Here is a 14,386-nt window from a genome sequence, read left to right as displayed (position 1 = left end):
CCAATGTATCATGGGCGGTGTGCTGGCCCCAGCATGCGGACGCCTTCCTGTCGTGGTGGATGTCTCGGCTCCCAGCAGCATAGGGAGCTAGTCAGTGAGCACAACGCGACTCTCCCCATTGCCGCCAGGCATCACCTGGATCTGCACGGGAATGCGTTCATGCATCTCCTGGACGTGGGAGATGACACCCACTCGACGGCCCTGAGCCTGCAGCCCATCGAGTGCGTCCATGGCCAGGGCCAGGGACTGTGGGTCGAGGCTGCCGAAGCCTTCATCGATGAACAGTGACTCGATGGCAAGCTCCCCCGAGGCCAGGGAAGCCAGCCCAAGAGCCATGGCCAGCGAGACCAGGAAGGTTTCCCCACCGGACAGGGAGTGCACCGAGCGTCGCTCGTCCGCCACGTCGCGATCGATGACCAGCAGCCCCAGCGGGCTGCCTCCTCGCACCAGTCGGTAGCGACGGCTGAGGCCGGCCAGGTGTGCGTTGGCCTCGTCGATCAGACGCTCCAGGTTCCAGGCCTGGGCGATGCGGCGAAAGGTCTTGCCGTCGGCGGCGCCGACCAGCTCGCTGATCCGGCCCCAGCGGTGGAGTTCGGCGCGGGCGGCCTCGAGCGCTTCCAGTCCATCGCGCTGACGCTGGCGGCGGCGATCATCGTCATGCAGGCGGTGCAGGGCGGCGTCCCGGGTCTGCTGGGCGTTGGCGACTCGCGGCTGGCATTCGCGTTGACGGGACGCCAGATCCTCGCGGCGTTGTGCCAGGCGGTGCTCGGTGTCGGTGTCGAGCAGGGTGTCCGGATCCTGGTCAGGCAGATGACGCTGGCGCCAGCCGCGCCAAGCTCGGCGTCGCTCCTCAAGGCTGGTGCGGGCGGTCTGCAGCGCATCGCGCGCGCTGTCGATCCGGCGGCGCAGCCCTTCGATGTCGGCGTCGCTGCGCTCGAGGAGTTGCGCCAGTCGCTCGTCGTTCAGCTCCGGCTGCTGGCTACGCCAGCTGGCGAGGTGCTGATCCAGTGCCGCCTTGTCATCCTCGATCTGGCGAAGGGTGTGGCGCTGATGGGTGAGCTGCTGATTGAGGCTGATGACCTTGCGTTGCCGCTCCTCCACCGCCTGGCGAGCCTGCTCGTAGTGTTCGCGGCTTCGTTGGACGTGTGCCTCGAGGCGTTGCTGCCAGGCGTCGACGCTGGTGTCATCGCCCAATAGGGTCGACAGCTCCGCCTGATGGCGCTCAACCGCCTGACTCAGTGTTGGGCGACGTTCATCGAGTCGCTGGATCTCTTCGGCAACGTCGGCCATCCGCGCTGCCACTGTCTTGAGGTCGGTTTCTGTTCTGGCGATGGTCTCCGCCAGGGGGGCCAGCGTGCGCTCGGCCTGTTCAACAGCCGCAAGACGTGTCTTGGCTGCTTGATGACGCTGCTGCTGGCGCTGGGTTTGCTGCGTCAGCCAGTCCTCCACGTCCTTGGCGGAGTGCTGCAGTGCGTGCAGGCTCGCGTCGAACAGCGGGTGGGCCTCAAGCTGGGTCGATGCCTGGTCGCCATGCGGGGCCAGCTCCGCCAGTTGGGTCTCCAGTTGTGACACCCGCTCGTCGAGGGTCCGGTAGCTTCCGAGCAGCGTATCGCGTCGCTGGCGACAGTCGCTCAGCTGCTCTTCCGATGCCGCCAGCTGGCGATTCTCCTCGGCGATGGTGGCTTCGAGCTGGGCGCCCTCGGCACTGGCCGGGGGGGAGTCACGCCATGGATGTTGAAGACTGCCACAGACCGGGCAGGGATGATCCGGCGCCAGCGTGGCGCGCAGTGCATCCACTCTGTCGCTGCGTACGGCACGCAGCCTTTCGATGCTGCGGCTGAGCGACTCGTGAGCCTGGGTGGCGGCATCCAGGTCTTGCCGTGCGGCCTTGCCCTCTTCCAGCAATTGGTCGCGCTGTCGTCTGGCCTGCTCATGTTCGGCAGTCACCTGGCGCTGCTGATCATCGAGTTGCTTGGCCCTTTGCCAGCGTTGGCGCAGCTCTCCGAGATCCAGCAGGCGTTGCCCCGCATCCTCAAGGCTCTGCTGGGCCTCGGTTCTGGCGTCGGCCACCCGTTGGTCGGGGCCCAGGTAGTGCGCCAGGGTTTCGGTGGCGCTGTCCCGTTGCTGGCGCTGCTGCTGCAGCGCGCTGTCGGCTGCCTCACGTTGCTGACGAAGCTCGGCGTGCTGTTGACGACGACGCCTCAGCTCCTGCTCGAGGGCCTCATGCTCTCGCTGGTGGCCGTGAAGTTCGCTGGCAATCTGGTGCGCCTGCTGGATGCGAGGACGCGCTGCGTCGCGCTCCCGTTCGGCAGTGGACAGCGAAGTCTGGGCGGCCGTCTGCTGTTGTTCGTGCTGCTGCTGATCGTCGAGGGTGGTCGCCAGGCTGTGCTCGAGCTGTTCGAGGGTGTGGCGGGCATCGGGCAGCTGCCGAGCCAGCTGATGTTGACGCTGGAACTGGCTGCGCTGCGGGGCCAGACGCTCGAGCCACTCAAGCTCGCGGCGCTGTGCATCCAGCTCAGCCCAGGACTGCTCTGCCTGGTCCAGGGCCTGGCGGGCTTCAGCGTGGCGTTCTCGATACTGGACGTCTTCGGTCAACCAGCTGGCTTCCTGCTCGAGCTGGCGCAGTGCCTGCAGCTGCTCGGCGAGCGCGGCTTCGGCCGAGCTCAACTCGGCCTCCATGGCCTGGCGCTGATCGCTGTCGCTGGGAGTGTCCTCATCCAACAGCGCTTGCTGCCGCGCCACGGCGTCCCGCGCTTCCTTGGCACGCTGGTAGGCCGCCATCGAGATCAGCGAGTATTCAGCGGTGTCGGTCAGCTTTTCCAGCAGGTCCGAGCGGGCGTTGTCATCGGCCTTGAGGAAGGCCGCAAACTCGCTCTGGGCCAGCAGCACCGCACGAGTGAACTGATCAAAGTTCAGCCCGAGCCGGTCTGGCAGCAACTCTGCAAACTCGCGCTTCTGGGCGGTCAAAAGACGCTCGTCCTCCAGGTCCTGCAGCGACTGCTCGACGGCCTGGAGCTTGCCGGTGGCCTTGTCCCGGGCGCGGCGGACGGCCCATCGAGCCCGGTAGCGGCGACCGTCGCGGCCAATGAAATCGACTTCGGCGTAGCCGCTGGCGGCACCGCGGCGCAGCAGGCTGCGAGGGTCCGAGGTCAGAATGCGTGAGCCGTCCTGGTCATCCAGGTGGGAGTCTCGGCTCGGCGCACCGCGCAGGCGTGGCGTATTGCCGAACAAGGCCAGGCACAGTGCATCCAGCAGGGTGCTCTTGCCGGAGCCGGTCGGGCCGGTGATGGCGAACAGGCCGGCCTCGGCCAGCGGGGGCTGGCTGAAATCCAGCTCTAGCGGGCCCGGCAGTGAGGCCAGCTGGGCGAGTCGCAGGGCAAGAATCTTCACGTTGATGCTCCTTGGCGGCTGGCGCTTTCGGACGCATCGTCATCCTGAACCTGCTGACATAGTCCGTCGAAGTCCGCCAGGACGTCCTGCTCCGGCTCTTCTCCCCAGGCCTCGCGCCAGGTGCGCGTGAACAGCTCCCGTGGCCCGATGTCCTCCAGTCGCTCGCCGCGTTGGGGGGCTTGCTCGGCGCTGCTGGGCAGCTCGCGCTTGAGACGCAGCAGGCGCACGGCCTTGGTCGCCAGTGCCTGCTCGACGCGCGAGCGTAGCTCCGGCATTGGCGCCTCGAGACGCACATTGATCTCCAGCCAGTCCCAGCGCTCGGTGGGACCGGACCCTTGGCGCTCGGGCAGATCGTCGATGGCCTGCAACAGCTCATCCAGGGACGCCGGTCCAAGCCGTCGCATGGTTACGGCGCGTGGCACGGCCAGGGGCTCGACCTTGGCAAGCGTGCCGTTGTCCAGGCTCAGCAAGAGCACCTGATGGGGGTAGTCGACCTCACTGAAGTCCAGTGGCAGCGGGCTGCCGCTGTAGCGTATGCGCTCCTCGCCCACACGCTGGGCGCGGTGAAGATGGCCCAGGGCAACGTAGTCGATATCATTGGGAAACAGCGATGCAGACAAGGACTCCTCTCCGCCGATCACGATAGGCCTCTCGCTAGCCTCCGAGACGGCGGCGCCGCGCAGGTGGGCGTGACTCATGGCGATCAGCGCCTGACCGTCGGTGCGCTTGCGGCGGGCCGCCTCGATCAGCTCACGGTGAACCCGCTCGACGCTGCTGACGTAGTCATCGTGGCGATCGCTGTGGTGGTCGCTGGTGCGTCGGCGACCGGTGATTTCCGCCGGCCTGAGGAAGGGCAGGGCGAGGCACCAGGCGCCCACCTCGCCACGGGCATCGGTCAACGGCACCAGCAAGCGCTCGCTATCAATGTGGCCGTCGTCGATGAACTCGATCCGTCCCAGCGCGTAGGTACGCAGGTGGCGCATCAACGGCGCTGGCAGCTCGATACGGCTACCGCTGTCATGATTGCCGGCGATCAGCACCAGGGTGAGCGCTGGGCAACGCTGATGAAGTTCGACGATGAAGTCGTACAGCATCTCCTGGGCACGCAATGAGGGGTTGACGACATCGAAGACATCGCCGGCCACCAGCAGGGCATCGGCAGCGTGATCCTCGGCGACCTGAATCAGCCAGTCGAGGAACGCCTTGTGTTCTTCATGGCGCTCCTGGCCGTGGAAGCTCTGGCCTAGATGCCAGTCCGCAGTGTGGATGATGCGCATCCGTCCTCCCTGATGGATCGTTGGGCCGACCAGTCCCGCGGCTTGTCGTTGCCCGTGGCGGAGGCATAGTCTACCGCGAGCAGATGGCGACATCAGCCACCCATGGTCATCGACAAGGAGGCGCTATGACCAAGCTGCATTGCGCGCCCCGCCCGGCGCTGCACGACTGGGCACTGGCACCGAGGGAAGCCATCGCGCTGCAACGTTCGTTGGCCCAGCGGCTCGAGCGTGAGGACCGGATCGCTGACGTCGAGCATATTGCCGGCGTCGACATTGGCTTCGAAGAGGGGCAAACGACGACCCGCGCCGCGGTGGTCGTGCTGGCCTGGCCATCGCTTGAGGTGGTCGAGCAGGTCGTCGCCAGGGAGCCGACGCGCATGCCTTACATTCCGGGGCTGTTGTCCTTCCGCGAGATTCCGGCAGCGCTGGCGGCCTTCGACAAGGTACAGCATCGTGTCGACCTGGTGATGGTGGATGGACACGGTATCGCCCATCCGAGGCGCTTGGGCGTTGCCGCTCACCTCGGTCTGTGGCTGGACCTGCCGACACTGGGGGTGGCGAAGAAGCGCCTGACAGGACGTCATGGTGATGTGCCCGAGGCTCGAGGTGAGTCCTGTGACCTGCTTGACGGGGACGAGCGCATCGGTGTCGTGCTACGCTCTCGCGCCGGCGTCAAGCCGGTGTTCGTATCCCCTGGGCATCGGCTGACGGTAGATACCGCCGCTGCCTGGGCGGTGGCCTGCCTTGGCCGCTACAAGCTTCCTGAGCCGACCCGGCTAGCCGACAGGCTAGCGTCAAGGCGCTGAACCGGCCTTGCTACTGAACCTGCGAGAACCGTCCATGTCCGACACTGCTCTGTCACCAAGCCTTGCCGCTACCGCGACCTGGGTCGAGGAATTCGTGGTCCGACTGAACGTCTGCCCGTTCGCCGGTCGCGAGCTCGCGCGGGACACCATTCGCTATGTCGAGGTGGACGGGCGCGCCCTCGAGCCGGCGCTGATGGCCCTGATGGACGCCTGCCACCAGCTGGAGGTGGCGCCAGAGGTGGAGACCAGCCTGCTGGTGTTCAGCCACGGGCTTGCCGACTTCGATGACTACCTGGACGCCCTGGCCATGGCCGAGGCGCTGCTGGTCGATCAGGGCTACGAAGGGGTCTTCCAGCTGGCGAGCTTTCACCCGGACTACGTGTTTGACGGGGTCGAGGACGATGACCCGGCCAACTTCACCAATCGCTCGCCGTGGCCGGTGTGGCACCTGCTGCGAGAAGAGGGGCTGGAGCGGGCGCTGGCCCACTATCCCGACCCCGAGGCGATTCCTGAGCGCAATATCGAAAAGCTCAGGGAGATCGGCAGCGCGGCGCTGGCGCGTCAGCTTGAGGAGCTGCGCCAGCGCTTCCGCTGAGCCATATACATTAGGAAAGTACTGAGTAAATGTAGCGAGCGATGGCAGGTCGGCTACTGCCGGAACGGAGAGACCGGAGTTTACGTGTGGGTAAATGAGGATCTTGAGTACCGCCAGCAAGCCGAAATGTCGAGCGCAGCCATTTATGCAGTGCTTTCCTAGACGATATCCAGGGGTATGCGGGTGCTCGGCGCCGGATACAGCTCGTCCAGGCGCGCAAGCGTCGCCTCATCCAGCGTTACCTCCAGGGCCTTCGCATTGTCATCGACGTGGTCAGGAGTGGCGGCCTTGGGAATGGCGATGACGTCGCGACTGCCGTCGATGGGGCGAATGGCCCAGGCCAGCAGCAACTGAGCGGGACTCAGTTGATGCTCTGCCGCCAGGGCCTGGAGCTCGGGGTCCCGCAGTGGATCTGGCCCGACGCCACCGGCCTGCGCCAGAGGACAGTAGGCCATCAGCGGGATGCGATGCTGTCGCTGCCATGGCCGCAAGGCCACCTCGATGCCGCGGGAAGCCAGGTGGTAGAGCACCTGATTGACCGCGCAATGGCTGCTACCGGGGACGCTCGACAGCGCCTGCATGTCCTCCACATCAAAGTTCGAGACGCCAAAGTGGCGGATCTTGCCGGCGTTTGTCAGGCGCTCGAAGGCCTCCAGGGTCTCTTCCAGTGGAACGTTGCCGGGCCAGTGCAGCAGGTACAGGTCCAGGTAGTCTGTGTTCAAACGCTTGAGGCTTGCTTCGCAGGCAGCGATGGCGCCGCTGCTGCTGGCATTCCAGGGATACACCTTGGACACCACATAGGCCTGGTCGCGCCGTCCTGCCAAGGCCTCGCCCACGACGCTTTCGGCCTCGCCGTCGGCATACATCTCGGCGGTGTCGATCAGTCTCAGACCGCGTTCGAGCCCTCGCTGCAGGGCGGCGATTTCACGTGATCGCGGTGCGCGCCCTTCACCCATGAACCAGGTTCCTTGGCCAATCGCGGGGAGGGTGTCGGCATCATGGGGGCCGAGGGAAACGGTAGCGAGACTCATGAGAAAGCGGACTCCTTGTGGCTTTCGTGGACACTCAACAGGACTATCGTAGCCGAGTCCGCCGTCGCCAACGCAACAGGGGGCACAAGGCTGGACACTGCTTGATGGAAGATGCACTGTGGTGACATCAGTCTTGGTGGCGTGCCACGAAGACTGCCCGCTGACGCCGCCGCTGGTTCACATTGTTGCCAAGGGGTGTTCAGCGTGCGCCAAAGGGAAAGGCGCAGAGGTGATCGTCGAACTCGATCGAAGTCTCAGTCTGTCAATGGAAAGGAGTCGATATGAGCATTACCAATACCGCATCAGCGCAGTGGAAAGGCAATCTCAAGCAAGGCAAGGGCGTAGTATCGACCAACAGCGATGCGCTCAACAACGTGCCTTATGACTTCAAGCAGCGTTTTGAAGGTCAGGCCGGTACCAATCCAGAGGAATTGATCGGTGCCGCCCATGCCAGCTGCTACTCCATGGCCCTGTCGATGATTCTGGAGGGGTCCAGCCTGGAAGCTGACAGCATTGACACCAACGCTGATGTCACCCTGGAAGAAGTGGACGGCGGTTTTGCAGTGACCAAGGTGCATCTGACCGTGCGTGCCAGCATTCCTGGTGCCGAGGAAAGCGTGTTCAATGAGGCCGCCGAGAAAGCCAAGGCGGGCTGCCCGATCTCGAAGCTGCTGAACGCCGAGATCAGCCTCGATGCCAAACTGGTGTGATCGTCAGGGAGCGTCATCGTCTGGGCGATGACGCTCCCTGCCGGCTAGCTGGATAGAGCTTGCCGCATCAGTAAAAGCCTGCCGCTGGCAGGCTTTTTTGTGCACTGGCGTTGCCTCTAGTGTGACGTTCATGACGCAGGCCATGGCCAGACGCCATGAGTGACTACAGCGGATGTTCGGCCGCTGCCGCGCGTTGACCGGCATTCCGACTGGCCTTGGCGGGCGGGCGACGTTCGCAATGAGGCTTGCATGAGGCTTTCACCAAGGCCTTGATCAGCCGCTGCTGGGGGCGGTTGAACACCAGAAACTCCGGGTGCCATTGCACCCCAAGCAGGAAGTCATGGTCCCGCGATTCGATTCCCTGGACCAGGCCATCCCGGTCCCTGGCGACGATGTCGATGCCGCGCCCTGCCTGCTCGACGGCCTGGTGATGAAGGCTGTTGATGCGGCACCAGCTGACCCTCAGCAATTGGTGCAAGCGACTGCCCTCGACGATGTCCACGGTCTTGCGCGGCAGCACGGTGCGACGGCGCTTCAACCCTTCGTGGGTGGTGTAGATATCGCTGTCCAGGGTCCCACCGAGGTGAACGTTGATCAACTGGGAGCCACGGCAGATGCCCAGTACTGGCGTGTTCCGCGGAATTTCCCGGGCCAGCAGTTCCAGTTCGAGCTCGTCTCGCTGGGGATCGACGCGCACGTCGAGCTGCATCTCTCCTCCGTAGAGGTGTGCCTGGATGTCATCACCACCGCCCACGATCAGCCCATCCAGATGCTCTGGCCTGGGCCGTGACGGAGACAGTCGCAGTGGCCGGCCGCCATGCCGCCAGACCGCGAACCAGTCGAACCACCAGGCCAGCAGGCTCTTGTGGTCGGAGGTGGATATGCCGATCAGTGGACGCTCAGCCATCCTTGGCATCTCCTGTCAGCGTGTTCTTTACCTTTTGCCATAACGAGCGGTCGAGGTGACGGGCCCGGTACTCCGCCATACGCTCACTCAAGGTGTCCGGTGCGCAGGCGAGACGCTCGACTTCCAGCCAGCGATTCCACTCGGTGACGGCTCCCCAGTCTGGCTCGGAGAGTTGTGCGTTGGGCAGGCGGTAGTGAAAGGTCGGGCGCGGCTGGACGAGCTCCTTGCGAAACAGCTCGTGGGGGTGTTCTGGCCGCAGGTGCGCAAACAGCGGCAGCATGTCCAGATCACGATTGCGGGTCGGGTTGTCGGCCAGGTAGTCATCGATCAAGGTGTCGATGTCAGGAGCGTAGTCCGGGTCGAACAGTTTGAGGCAGTAGCGCTTGTGAAAGGGATTGGCGTGGGGCAACACCTCGCGGGTGATGTCGACCCGAATCTGTTCCCTGAGCCAGTTGGCCGAGAGCAGATAGGCACGCAGATAGCGCAGGATATCTGCCGCCTCGAGACTCGGCAGTTCAGGGTTGAGGTGCAGTCCGAAGCCGTAGAGCAAGCTGGCCTCGGTGCCCTTTGCGCCATGTTGACGCAGGGCGTCGAACAGGGCGTCGAGGGTGTCCAGCTCGTCCCATGGCACCGGGGGGCAGACGATTTCCGTCGGCACCACACCGGTCACCATATCGCCCAGCAGCTCCCGCGACCGGCGATCGATATCACGGCGCATGCGCTCCCAGTCATCCTGCTGGGCGGACTCCTGGGCGGCGTCAGGATGCACGTAGTGTGAATCAAGTTCGATCTTGAAGTCGCCCCAGCGGGTGTCGCAGACCTTCATGCGATGTGCACTCTGGACGTCGATGCGTCCTTCGAACAGCGACTGGACCAGCTTCGTCGTGGCCATGGCGTCCAGGCCAGCGAATTCGATTTCGACCCCCACCTTGCGGGTTGCTCCGTCCGAGGTGGTGGGCTCGGGTGGCGCTTGGGCTTTCATGTCGGCATCCTATTGAGGCATCAACGGTGCATTTCTTCGCAGACTACCACAGGCGGTGAAGGTTCATCCGCGAAGGCATCGATTCGTACGTGGCGAGGAGCACGAATGGTTCGGTTCAGGCAAAAGAGGTGGTACGTGTTTCAAGGGGTTAGCTTCCTCGCGCTTCTGTTACTCTGTTTTGTGCCTATTCAGGCGTCGGCGCAAGGTGTCGGACTGACTGCCTTGGCCGGCAATAGCGGTAATGGTGGTGCCGCCCAGGAAGCCTCTCCCGAAGAGCTGCAGCGCTCTCTCGATACCTTGATCCAGACGCTGGAGAGCGATCAGAGCCGCCAGCAGCTGGTCGACAGTCTGCGCTCCTTGCGGCAGGCAGGTCAGGCAGAGGTAGAGGCGCAGGGCAACTCGCAGGGGCTGTTGGGAGCGCTGGCCGATACCTTCAATGAGCTGGGTGAAGAGGCCGAAAGCGCCAGGTCGCCCATGGTCCAGTGGCGCGCCAAGTTCTTCGAGGGCTGGCAGGATATCGACGGCCTGGTCAGCGGCACCGAGCACAGTGACCTGGCGCGCTTTGCGGTCGAGTTCAGTGTGTTGATGGCCACCTGGGGGGGCATCGTCATCATCCTGGTGGCGTTGGGTCGGTTGGTCGGTCGTCGTCGCGGGTGGCCCATGGACCTCCCACGAGACCCCAAGGCCTGGCTGCTGGCAGCGCACTTTCTGCGACGTATGCTGCCCTGGGCGCTGGGGTTCCTGTCGATTCTGGGGGTGCTGCAGCTCGTCCCGGAAAGTGCAGCAGCCACGGGCGTATCGGTGGTGGCCTATGCGGCTCTGTGTGGGCGCATTCTGTCGGTGGTGGTAGAAATCGTGGTATCGGTGTTCACCAGCGGCCATCGCTATCCTGCGGTGCGCCTGCTGCAGCAGCACGCGCTGCGTCCGCTGTTTGTGATTGGTGCCCTGATCGCCCTGGGTGATGCCTTCAAGTCTGAACGCCTGGTGGAGTTGCTGGGCTTCGATCTGGCATCGTTGGCCTCGGTGCTGGCCAACATTCTGGCCACCGCATTGACCTTCCGCTTCATCGTGCGTTTCAAGCGCCCGATCAAGCACCTTATTCGCAACCGCAGTTACAGCATTCGCAAGGACTGCAACAGCCATACCGAGGTGACGCGGGTCATCGGTCGACTGTGGCATATCCCGGCTTTGCTGCTGGTCGGCGCGTCACTGGTGGCGATTTTCGTGACCGTGGGAGACGTGGGAACGGCGCTGGCGCGATCGATCATCAACGCCGCCTTGCTGGTACTGACGCTGGTGGTGACGGCGCTGCTGCGACGGCAGAACGAACGACACGACCACTCTCGCGGACGCCACCGCCACCACAGTGAGTACCGGCGCCGGCTGGAACGTTTTGCCTATACCCTGGGGCACGTGTTGGCCTGGCTGGTGTTTGCCGAGCTGTCGCTGCAGGTCTGGGGCGGCTCCCTGGTGGGCATCGGTCGCGAGGGAGTAGCCAGCGTGCGCATCGGTCAGGCCATCCTGGCGATTGCCTTCACCGTATTGCTGGCCTGGCTGGCGTGGATATTCGCCGATACTGCGATCCAGCGGTCGCTGATGTCATCGGCACGGTCGCGAGGACGTCGGGTCAACCAGGCCAGGGCTCAGACCATTACGCCGATGATTCGCAATGTCGTCTTCGCGACGATCGTGGTGATTGCCTCCATCGTTGGACTGGCCAACCTGGGGGTCAACGTCACTCCGCTGCTGGCGGGTGCCGGGGTCATCGGCCTGGCGCTGGGCTTTGGTGCCCAGACCCTGGTCCAGGATCTGATTACCGGCATCTTCATTCTGGTGGAGGACTCCCTGGCGGTAGACGACTTTGTTCGCATCAATGGTCATATGGGCACGGTGGAGGGGCTGACCCTGCGCACCGTTCGTCTGCGCGATCTAGACGGTATTGTTCATATCCTCACCTTCTCGAAGATCGAGTCGATCCATAACATGTCACGCCAGTTTGGCGTGGCGTTGATGAAGATCCGCATTCCCTTCGACATGAAGATCGACGATGCCACTACCATGATGCAGGAAACGGCGCGGGACCTGCGTCAGGATCCGATCATGCGTCACCACATCTGGTCACCTCTGGAAATGCAGGGTATCGACCGCTTTGAGGATGGCTGTGCGATCCTGCGGATGCGTTTTCGGACCTCCCCGGAGATGCAGTGGGATGTGGCGCGTGCTTTCAACATGCTGCTGAAGCGTCGCATGGAGCAGGTAGGCATCGAGCTTGGTGCGCCACGCATCAGCGTCAGCATGGAAGGTCGCGGGGGCGGTCGTCTGGATGGCTCTACCCAAGAGGGCGAGGCGGACTATCAAGGCGCTACCTCAGGCACCCAGAGTGATGCCAGCGGTCGACGTCCGGGCCAAGCCGGAGTGGCCGATCCGCAGCATCAGACCAGTGCCACGGGAGCGTCGCCGGACCCCGCGTAAGACCTGGGCTAGACGACAAGGGGGGCGAAGGGCAATAGCCCTCGCCCCTTTTTGGTGTGTTGCACTCGTCATGGCTGTGTTCACTTCTTGGGAAGCGCTGCATGAATGCCTGCGCCGACGACTCGCTGGGTTTCCCAGTGTGCCGGGGCGTGCATCCCCATCCAGGGGCGTAAAGTGGCTGTCAGGATGCGTCAGTCGGTGACACTAAGGTAACAAGTCGGGCGGCGGCAAGGTCCAGCAACAGGGACGCGGCGTCGCCTGCACCACTTGATACTGATGGCTTCCTGACCGGTTGACGAGACGTCGCCACACGGGGAGGTCTTCCGGTGATAACAGTGTGCCTAGCGCACCACCAGAGGGATAAGACATGACGATTGCCAAGGATCTCGCGCTCTACCACTTTGCCCATTGCCCGTTTTGCGCCTTTGTACGGCGTGAACTCGACAAGCTTGGCGTCCAGGTTGATATCCGGGATGCGGGGGCGGATCCCGCCCATCGCAAGGCGCTGAAGGAAGGCGGCGGCAAGGTTCAGGTGCCGTGCCTGCTGATCACCGGTGATGATGGCAGCGAAACCTGGCTTTACGAGTCCATGGACATCGTGGCGTATCTGAAAAAGCGCTTCGGCAAGGAGAAGGTGGCGTAATTGCGGTGTGGTTTAGGTGTGGTGTAGGTGTGGCTCAGGCGTAGCGTGGGTGGCGTGCAGGTCGACCGCCCAGTGCGCCCCTGGAAACTACGATGGTGTTACCGGATTGGGCAGAAAACTGCATTGCAGGAGAGATGAAGCTCAAGACAGGTGAAGTTCAAGAGACGTGAAGTGCAAGAGAGGTGAAGCTATTGCATCAAGCCTGACGTGACTTTCAGCAAGCTAGTGATTGGGGCCACCTGGAGTGGCCCTTTTTTTGGTCTGGATATCCGTTCGAGTGGCTGATGCAGAGCCCAATGGCGGCGGTTGTCAGCTCCCGTAAGCGGAGCCCTTGCCGAGATTTTCCGGGCCGAAGGAGTCGGGCAGCAGCTCATCCATGGTATAGCGCTTGAGCAGCTGACCATCGGCATCCACCACGCGGATGACAGTCTGGGGAGAGGCAAATTCCCGCAGCCGCTGGCGGCAGTCGCCGCAGGGCGTGCACAGGTGTGACCCAGGTCCAATGACATAAACCTCCTGCAGTCGCGTTTCGCCTGCGGAGATCATGGCGGCAATAGCGGATGCTTCGGCGCAGAGTCCCTTGTAGTGGGCCACTTCGACGTTGGCGCCGACATAGCGATTGCCGGCTTGAGTGATCAGCAGGGCACCCACCGGATGGTCGGAATACGGGACGTAGGCGCGTCCCCGCACTTCGATAAGTGCCGCGACAATGTCGGTGGGGACGGCGGCTTCTGGGGCGTGATCCGTCATGAGTGTGTCTCCTGAGGGGCGTGGCGGCGATCGTCCTCGAGCACGGCGTCCAGGGCAATGCGCATCATGTCATCGAAGCTGGTGGCCCGCTCGTCGCTGGACAGGCTGTCACCATTGACGATGTGATCGGAAACGGTGCAGATCGTCATGGCTCGGGCGCCGAATTCGGCGGCGACGCCGTAAAGACCGGCGGCTTCCATCTCGACACCGACGATGCCGAAGTTACGCAGGCAGTCGATCAGCGCCGGATCGGGGTGGTAGAACAGATCCGCTGAAAAGATGTTACCGACCTTCACTGGTACCCCGTGACGTGCGGCCGTGTCGACCGCAGCACGAGTCAGCTCGAAGTCCGCAATGGCGGCAAAGTCCAGCCCGCGAAAGCGCGAGCGGTTGACGCCGGAGTCGGTACTGCCGCCCAGGCCAATGATCAGGTCCCTGACCTTGACGTCATCGCGAACGGCTCCGCAGGAGCCGACCCTGATCAGGCGTTTGGCACCGAACTCGGTGATCAGCTCCTTGGCATAGATCGATACCGACGGGATGCCCATGCCGTGGCCCATGACAGAGATGTCGCGGCCCTGGTAGCGTCCGGTGTAGCCGTACATGTTGCGCACATCGTTGACCAGGCGGATGTCTTCCAGATAGGTCTCGGCGATGTAGCGTGCGCGCAGCGGGTCGCCAGGCATCAATACGGTGTCGGCGAAATCACCGGGTTCGGCCTTGATATGGGGAGTAGCCATCAGGATTCCTTGTACTGTCGAAGCGGCGTCGCCAGCGGGATGACGCCCGCTGGTGCGGAGTCTAGCTGGCGGCGCGGATCAGC

General features: G+C 63.7%; 12 protein-coding genes. 5 read left to right on the top strand and 7 right to left on the bottom strand.

The window, feature by feature from the left end; translation table 11 throughout:
- Positions 1-87: 87 nt before the first annotated feature.
- Positions 88-3,390 carry an AAA family ATPase gene (locus KUW18_RS00830; RefSeq protein ID WP_222560577.1) on the bottom strand — a complete coding sequence of 1,101 codons (3,303 nt, stop codon included), beginning with the start codon at positions 3,388-3,390 and terminating at the stop codon, positions 88-90.
- The gene (locus tag KUW18_RS00825; protein ID WP_222560576.1) at positions 3,387-4,667 is read right to left on the bottom strand and encodes an exonuclease SbcCD subunit D C-terminal domain-containing protein; all 1,281 of its coding nucleotides are present in this window, start codon (positions 4,665-4,667) and stop codon (positions 3,387-3,389) included. The genes KUW18_RS00830 and KUW18_RS00825 overlap by 4 nt, the downstream gene beginning before the upstream one ends.
- 125 nt (positions 4,668-4,792) lie before the next feature.
- On the opposite strand from KUW18_RS00825, the gene nfi reads away from it, so the two are divergent.
- On the top strand, positions 4,793-5,473 hold the full coding sequence (gene nfi, locus KUW18_RS00820) for a deoxyribonuclease V (RefSeq protein ID WP_222560575.1): 681 nt from the start codon (positions 4,793-4,795) through the stop codon (positions 5,471-5,473).
- Between the two features lie 34 nt (positions 5,474-5,507).
- Positions 5,508-6,068: a DUF1415 domain-containing protein gene (locus KUW18_RS00815; protein ID WP_222560574.1), complete on the top strand. Its 561-nt coding sequence runs from the start codon at positions 5,508-5,510 to the stop codon at positions 6,066-6,068.
- Between the two features lie 158 nt (positions 6,069-6,226).
- On the opposite strand, the gene KUW18_RS00810 is transcribed toward KUW18_RS00815, so the two are convergent.
- Positions 6,227-7,099: an aldo/keto reductase gene (locus tag KUW18_RS00810; RefSeq protein ID WP_222560573.1), complete on the bottom strand. Its 873-nt coding sequence runs from the start codon at positions 7,097-7,099 to the stop codon at positions 6,227-6,229.
- A 281-nt stretch (positions 7,100-7,380) separates the two neighbouring features.
- Between KUW18_RS00810 and KUW18_RS00805 the strand changes: the two genes are divergently transcribed.
- Positions 7,381-7,809: an OsmC family protein gene (locus KUW18_RS00805; protein WP_222560572.1), complete on the top strand. Its 429-nt coding sequence runs from the start codon at positions 7,381-7,383 to the stop codon at positions 7,807-7,809.
- Positions 7,810-7,972: 163 nt separating this feature from the next.
- Here KUW18_RS00805 and KUW18_RS00800 read toward each other — a convergent pair whose 3' ends face one another.
- Both KUW18_RS00800 and KUW18_RS00795 read right to left on the bottom strand, forming a co-directional pair.
- Positions 7,973-8,716, bottom strand: coding sequence for a gamma-glutamyl-gamma-aminobutyrate hydrolase family protein (locus KUW18_RS00800; RefSeq protein ID WP_206942862.1), 744 nt, complete (start codon positions 8,714-8,716; stop codon positions 7,973-7,975).
- Positions 8,709-9,698 carry an amidoligase family protein gene (locus tag KUW18_RS00795; RefSeq protein WP_206942860.1) on the bottom strand — a complete coding sequence of 330 codons (990 nt, stop codon included), beginning with the start codon at positions 9,696-9,698 and terminating at the stop codon, positions 8,709-8,711. The genes KUW18_RS00800 and KUW18_RS00795 overlap by 8 nt, the downstream gene beginning before the upstream one ends.
- 105 nt (positions 9,699-9,803) lie before the next feature.
- On the opposite strand from KUW18_RS00795, the gene KUW18_RS00790 reads away from it, so the two are divergent.
- A complete protein-coding gene (locus KUW18_RS00790) occupies positions 9,804-12,170 on the top strand; it encodes a mechanosensitive ion channel family protein (RefSeq protein ID WP_222560571.1) in 2,367 nt (788 codons plus the stop codon).
- Between the two features lie 367 nt (positions 12,171-12,537).
- On the top strand, positions 12,538-12,813 hold the full coding sequence (locus tag KUW18_RS00785; protein WP_222161975.1) for a glutaredoxin family protein: 276 nt from the start codon (positions 12,538-12,540) through the stop codon (positions 12,811-12,813).
- Between the two features lie 309 nt (positions 12,814-13,122).
- Here the strand turns inward: KUW18_RS00785 and cdd are convergent, their stop codons facing one another.
- Positions 13,123-13,563, bottom strand: coding sequence for a cytidine deaminase (gene cdd, locus KUW18_RS00780; protein WP_222483753.1), 441 nt, complete (start codon positions 13,561-13,563; stop codon positions 13,123-13,125).
- Positions 13,560-14,303, bottom strand: coding sequence for a purine-nucleoside phosphorylase (deoD, locus tag KUW18_RS00775; protein ID WP_206942852.1), 744 nt, complete (start codon positions 14,301-14,303; stop codon positions 13,560-13,562). Before deoD ends, cdd begins: the two co-directional genes overlap by 4 nt.
- Positions 14,304-14,386: the final 83 nt, after the last annotated feature.

The organism is Halomonas sp. DP5Y7-2, from assembly GCF_019802025.1.
Lineage (GTDB): Bacteria > Pseudomonadota > Gammaproteobacteria > Pseudomonadales > Halomonadaceae > Halomonas > Halomonas litopenaei_A.
The sequence above is the reverse complement of the archived record's forward strand: the minus strand, read 5'-3'. Positions and strand labels throughout refer to the sequence as shown.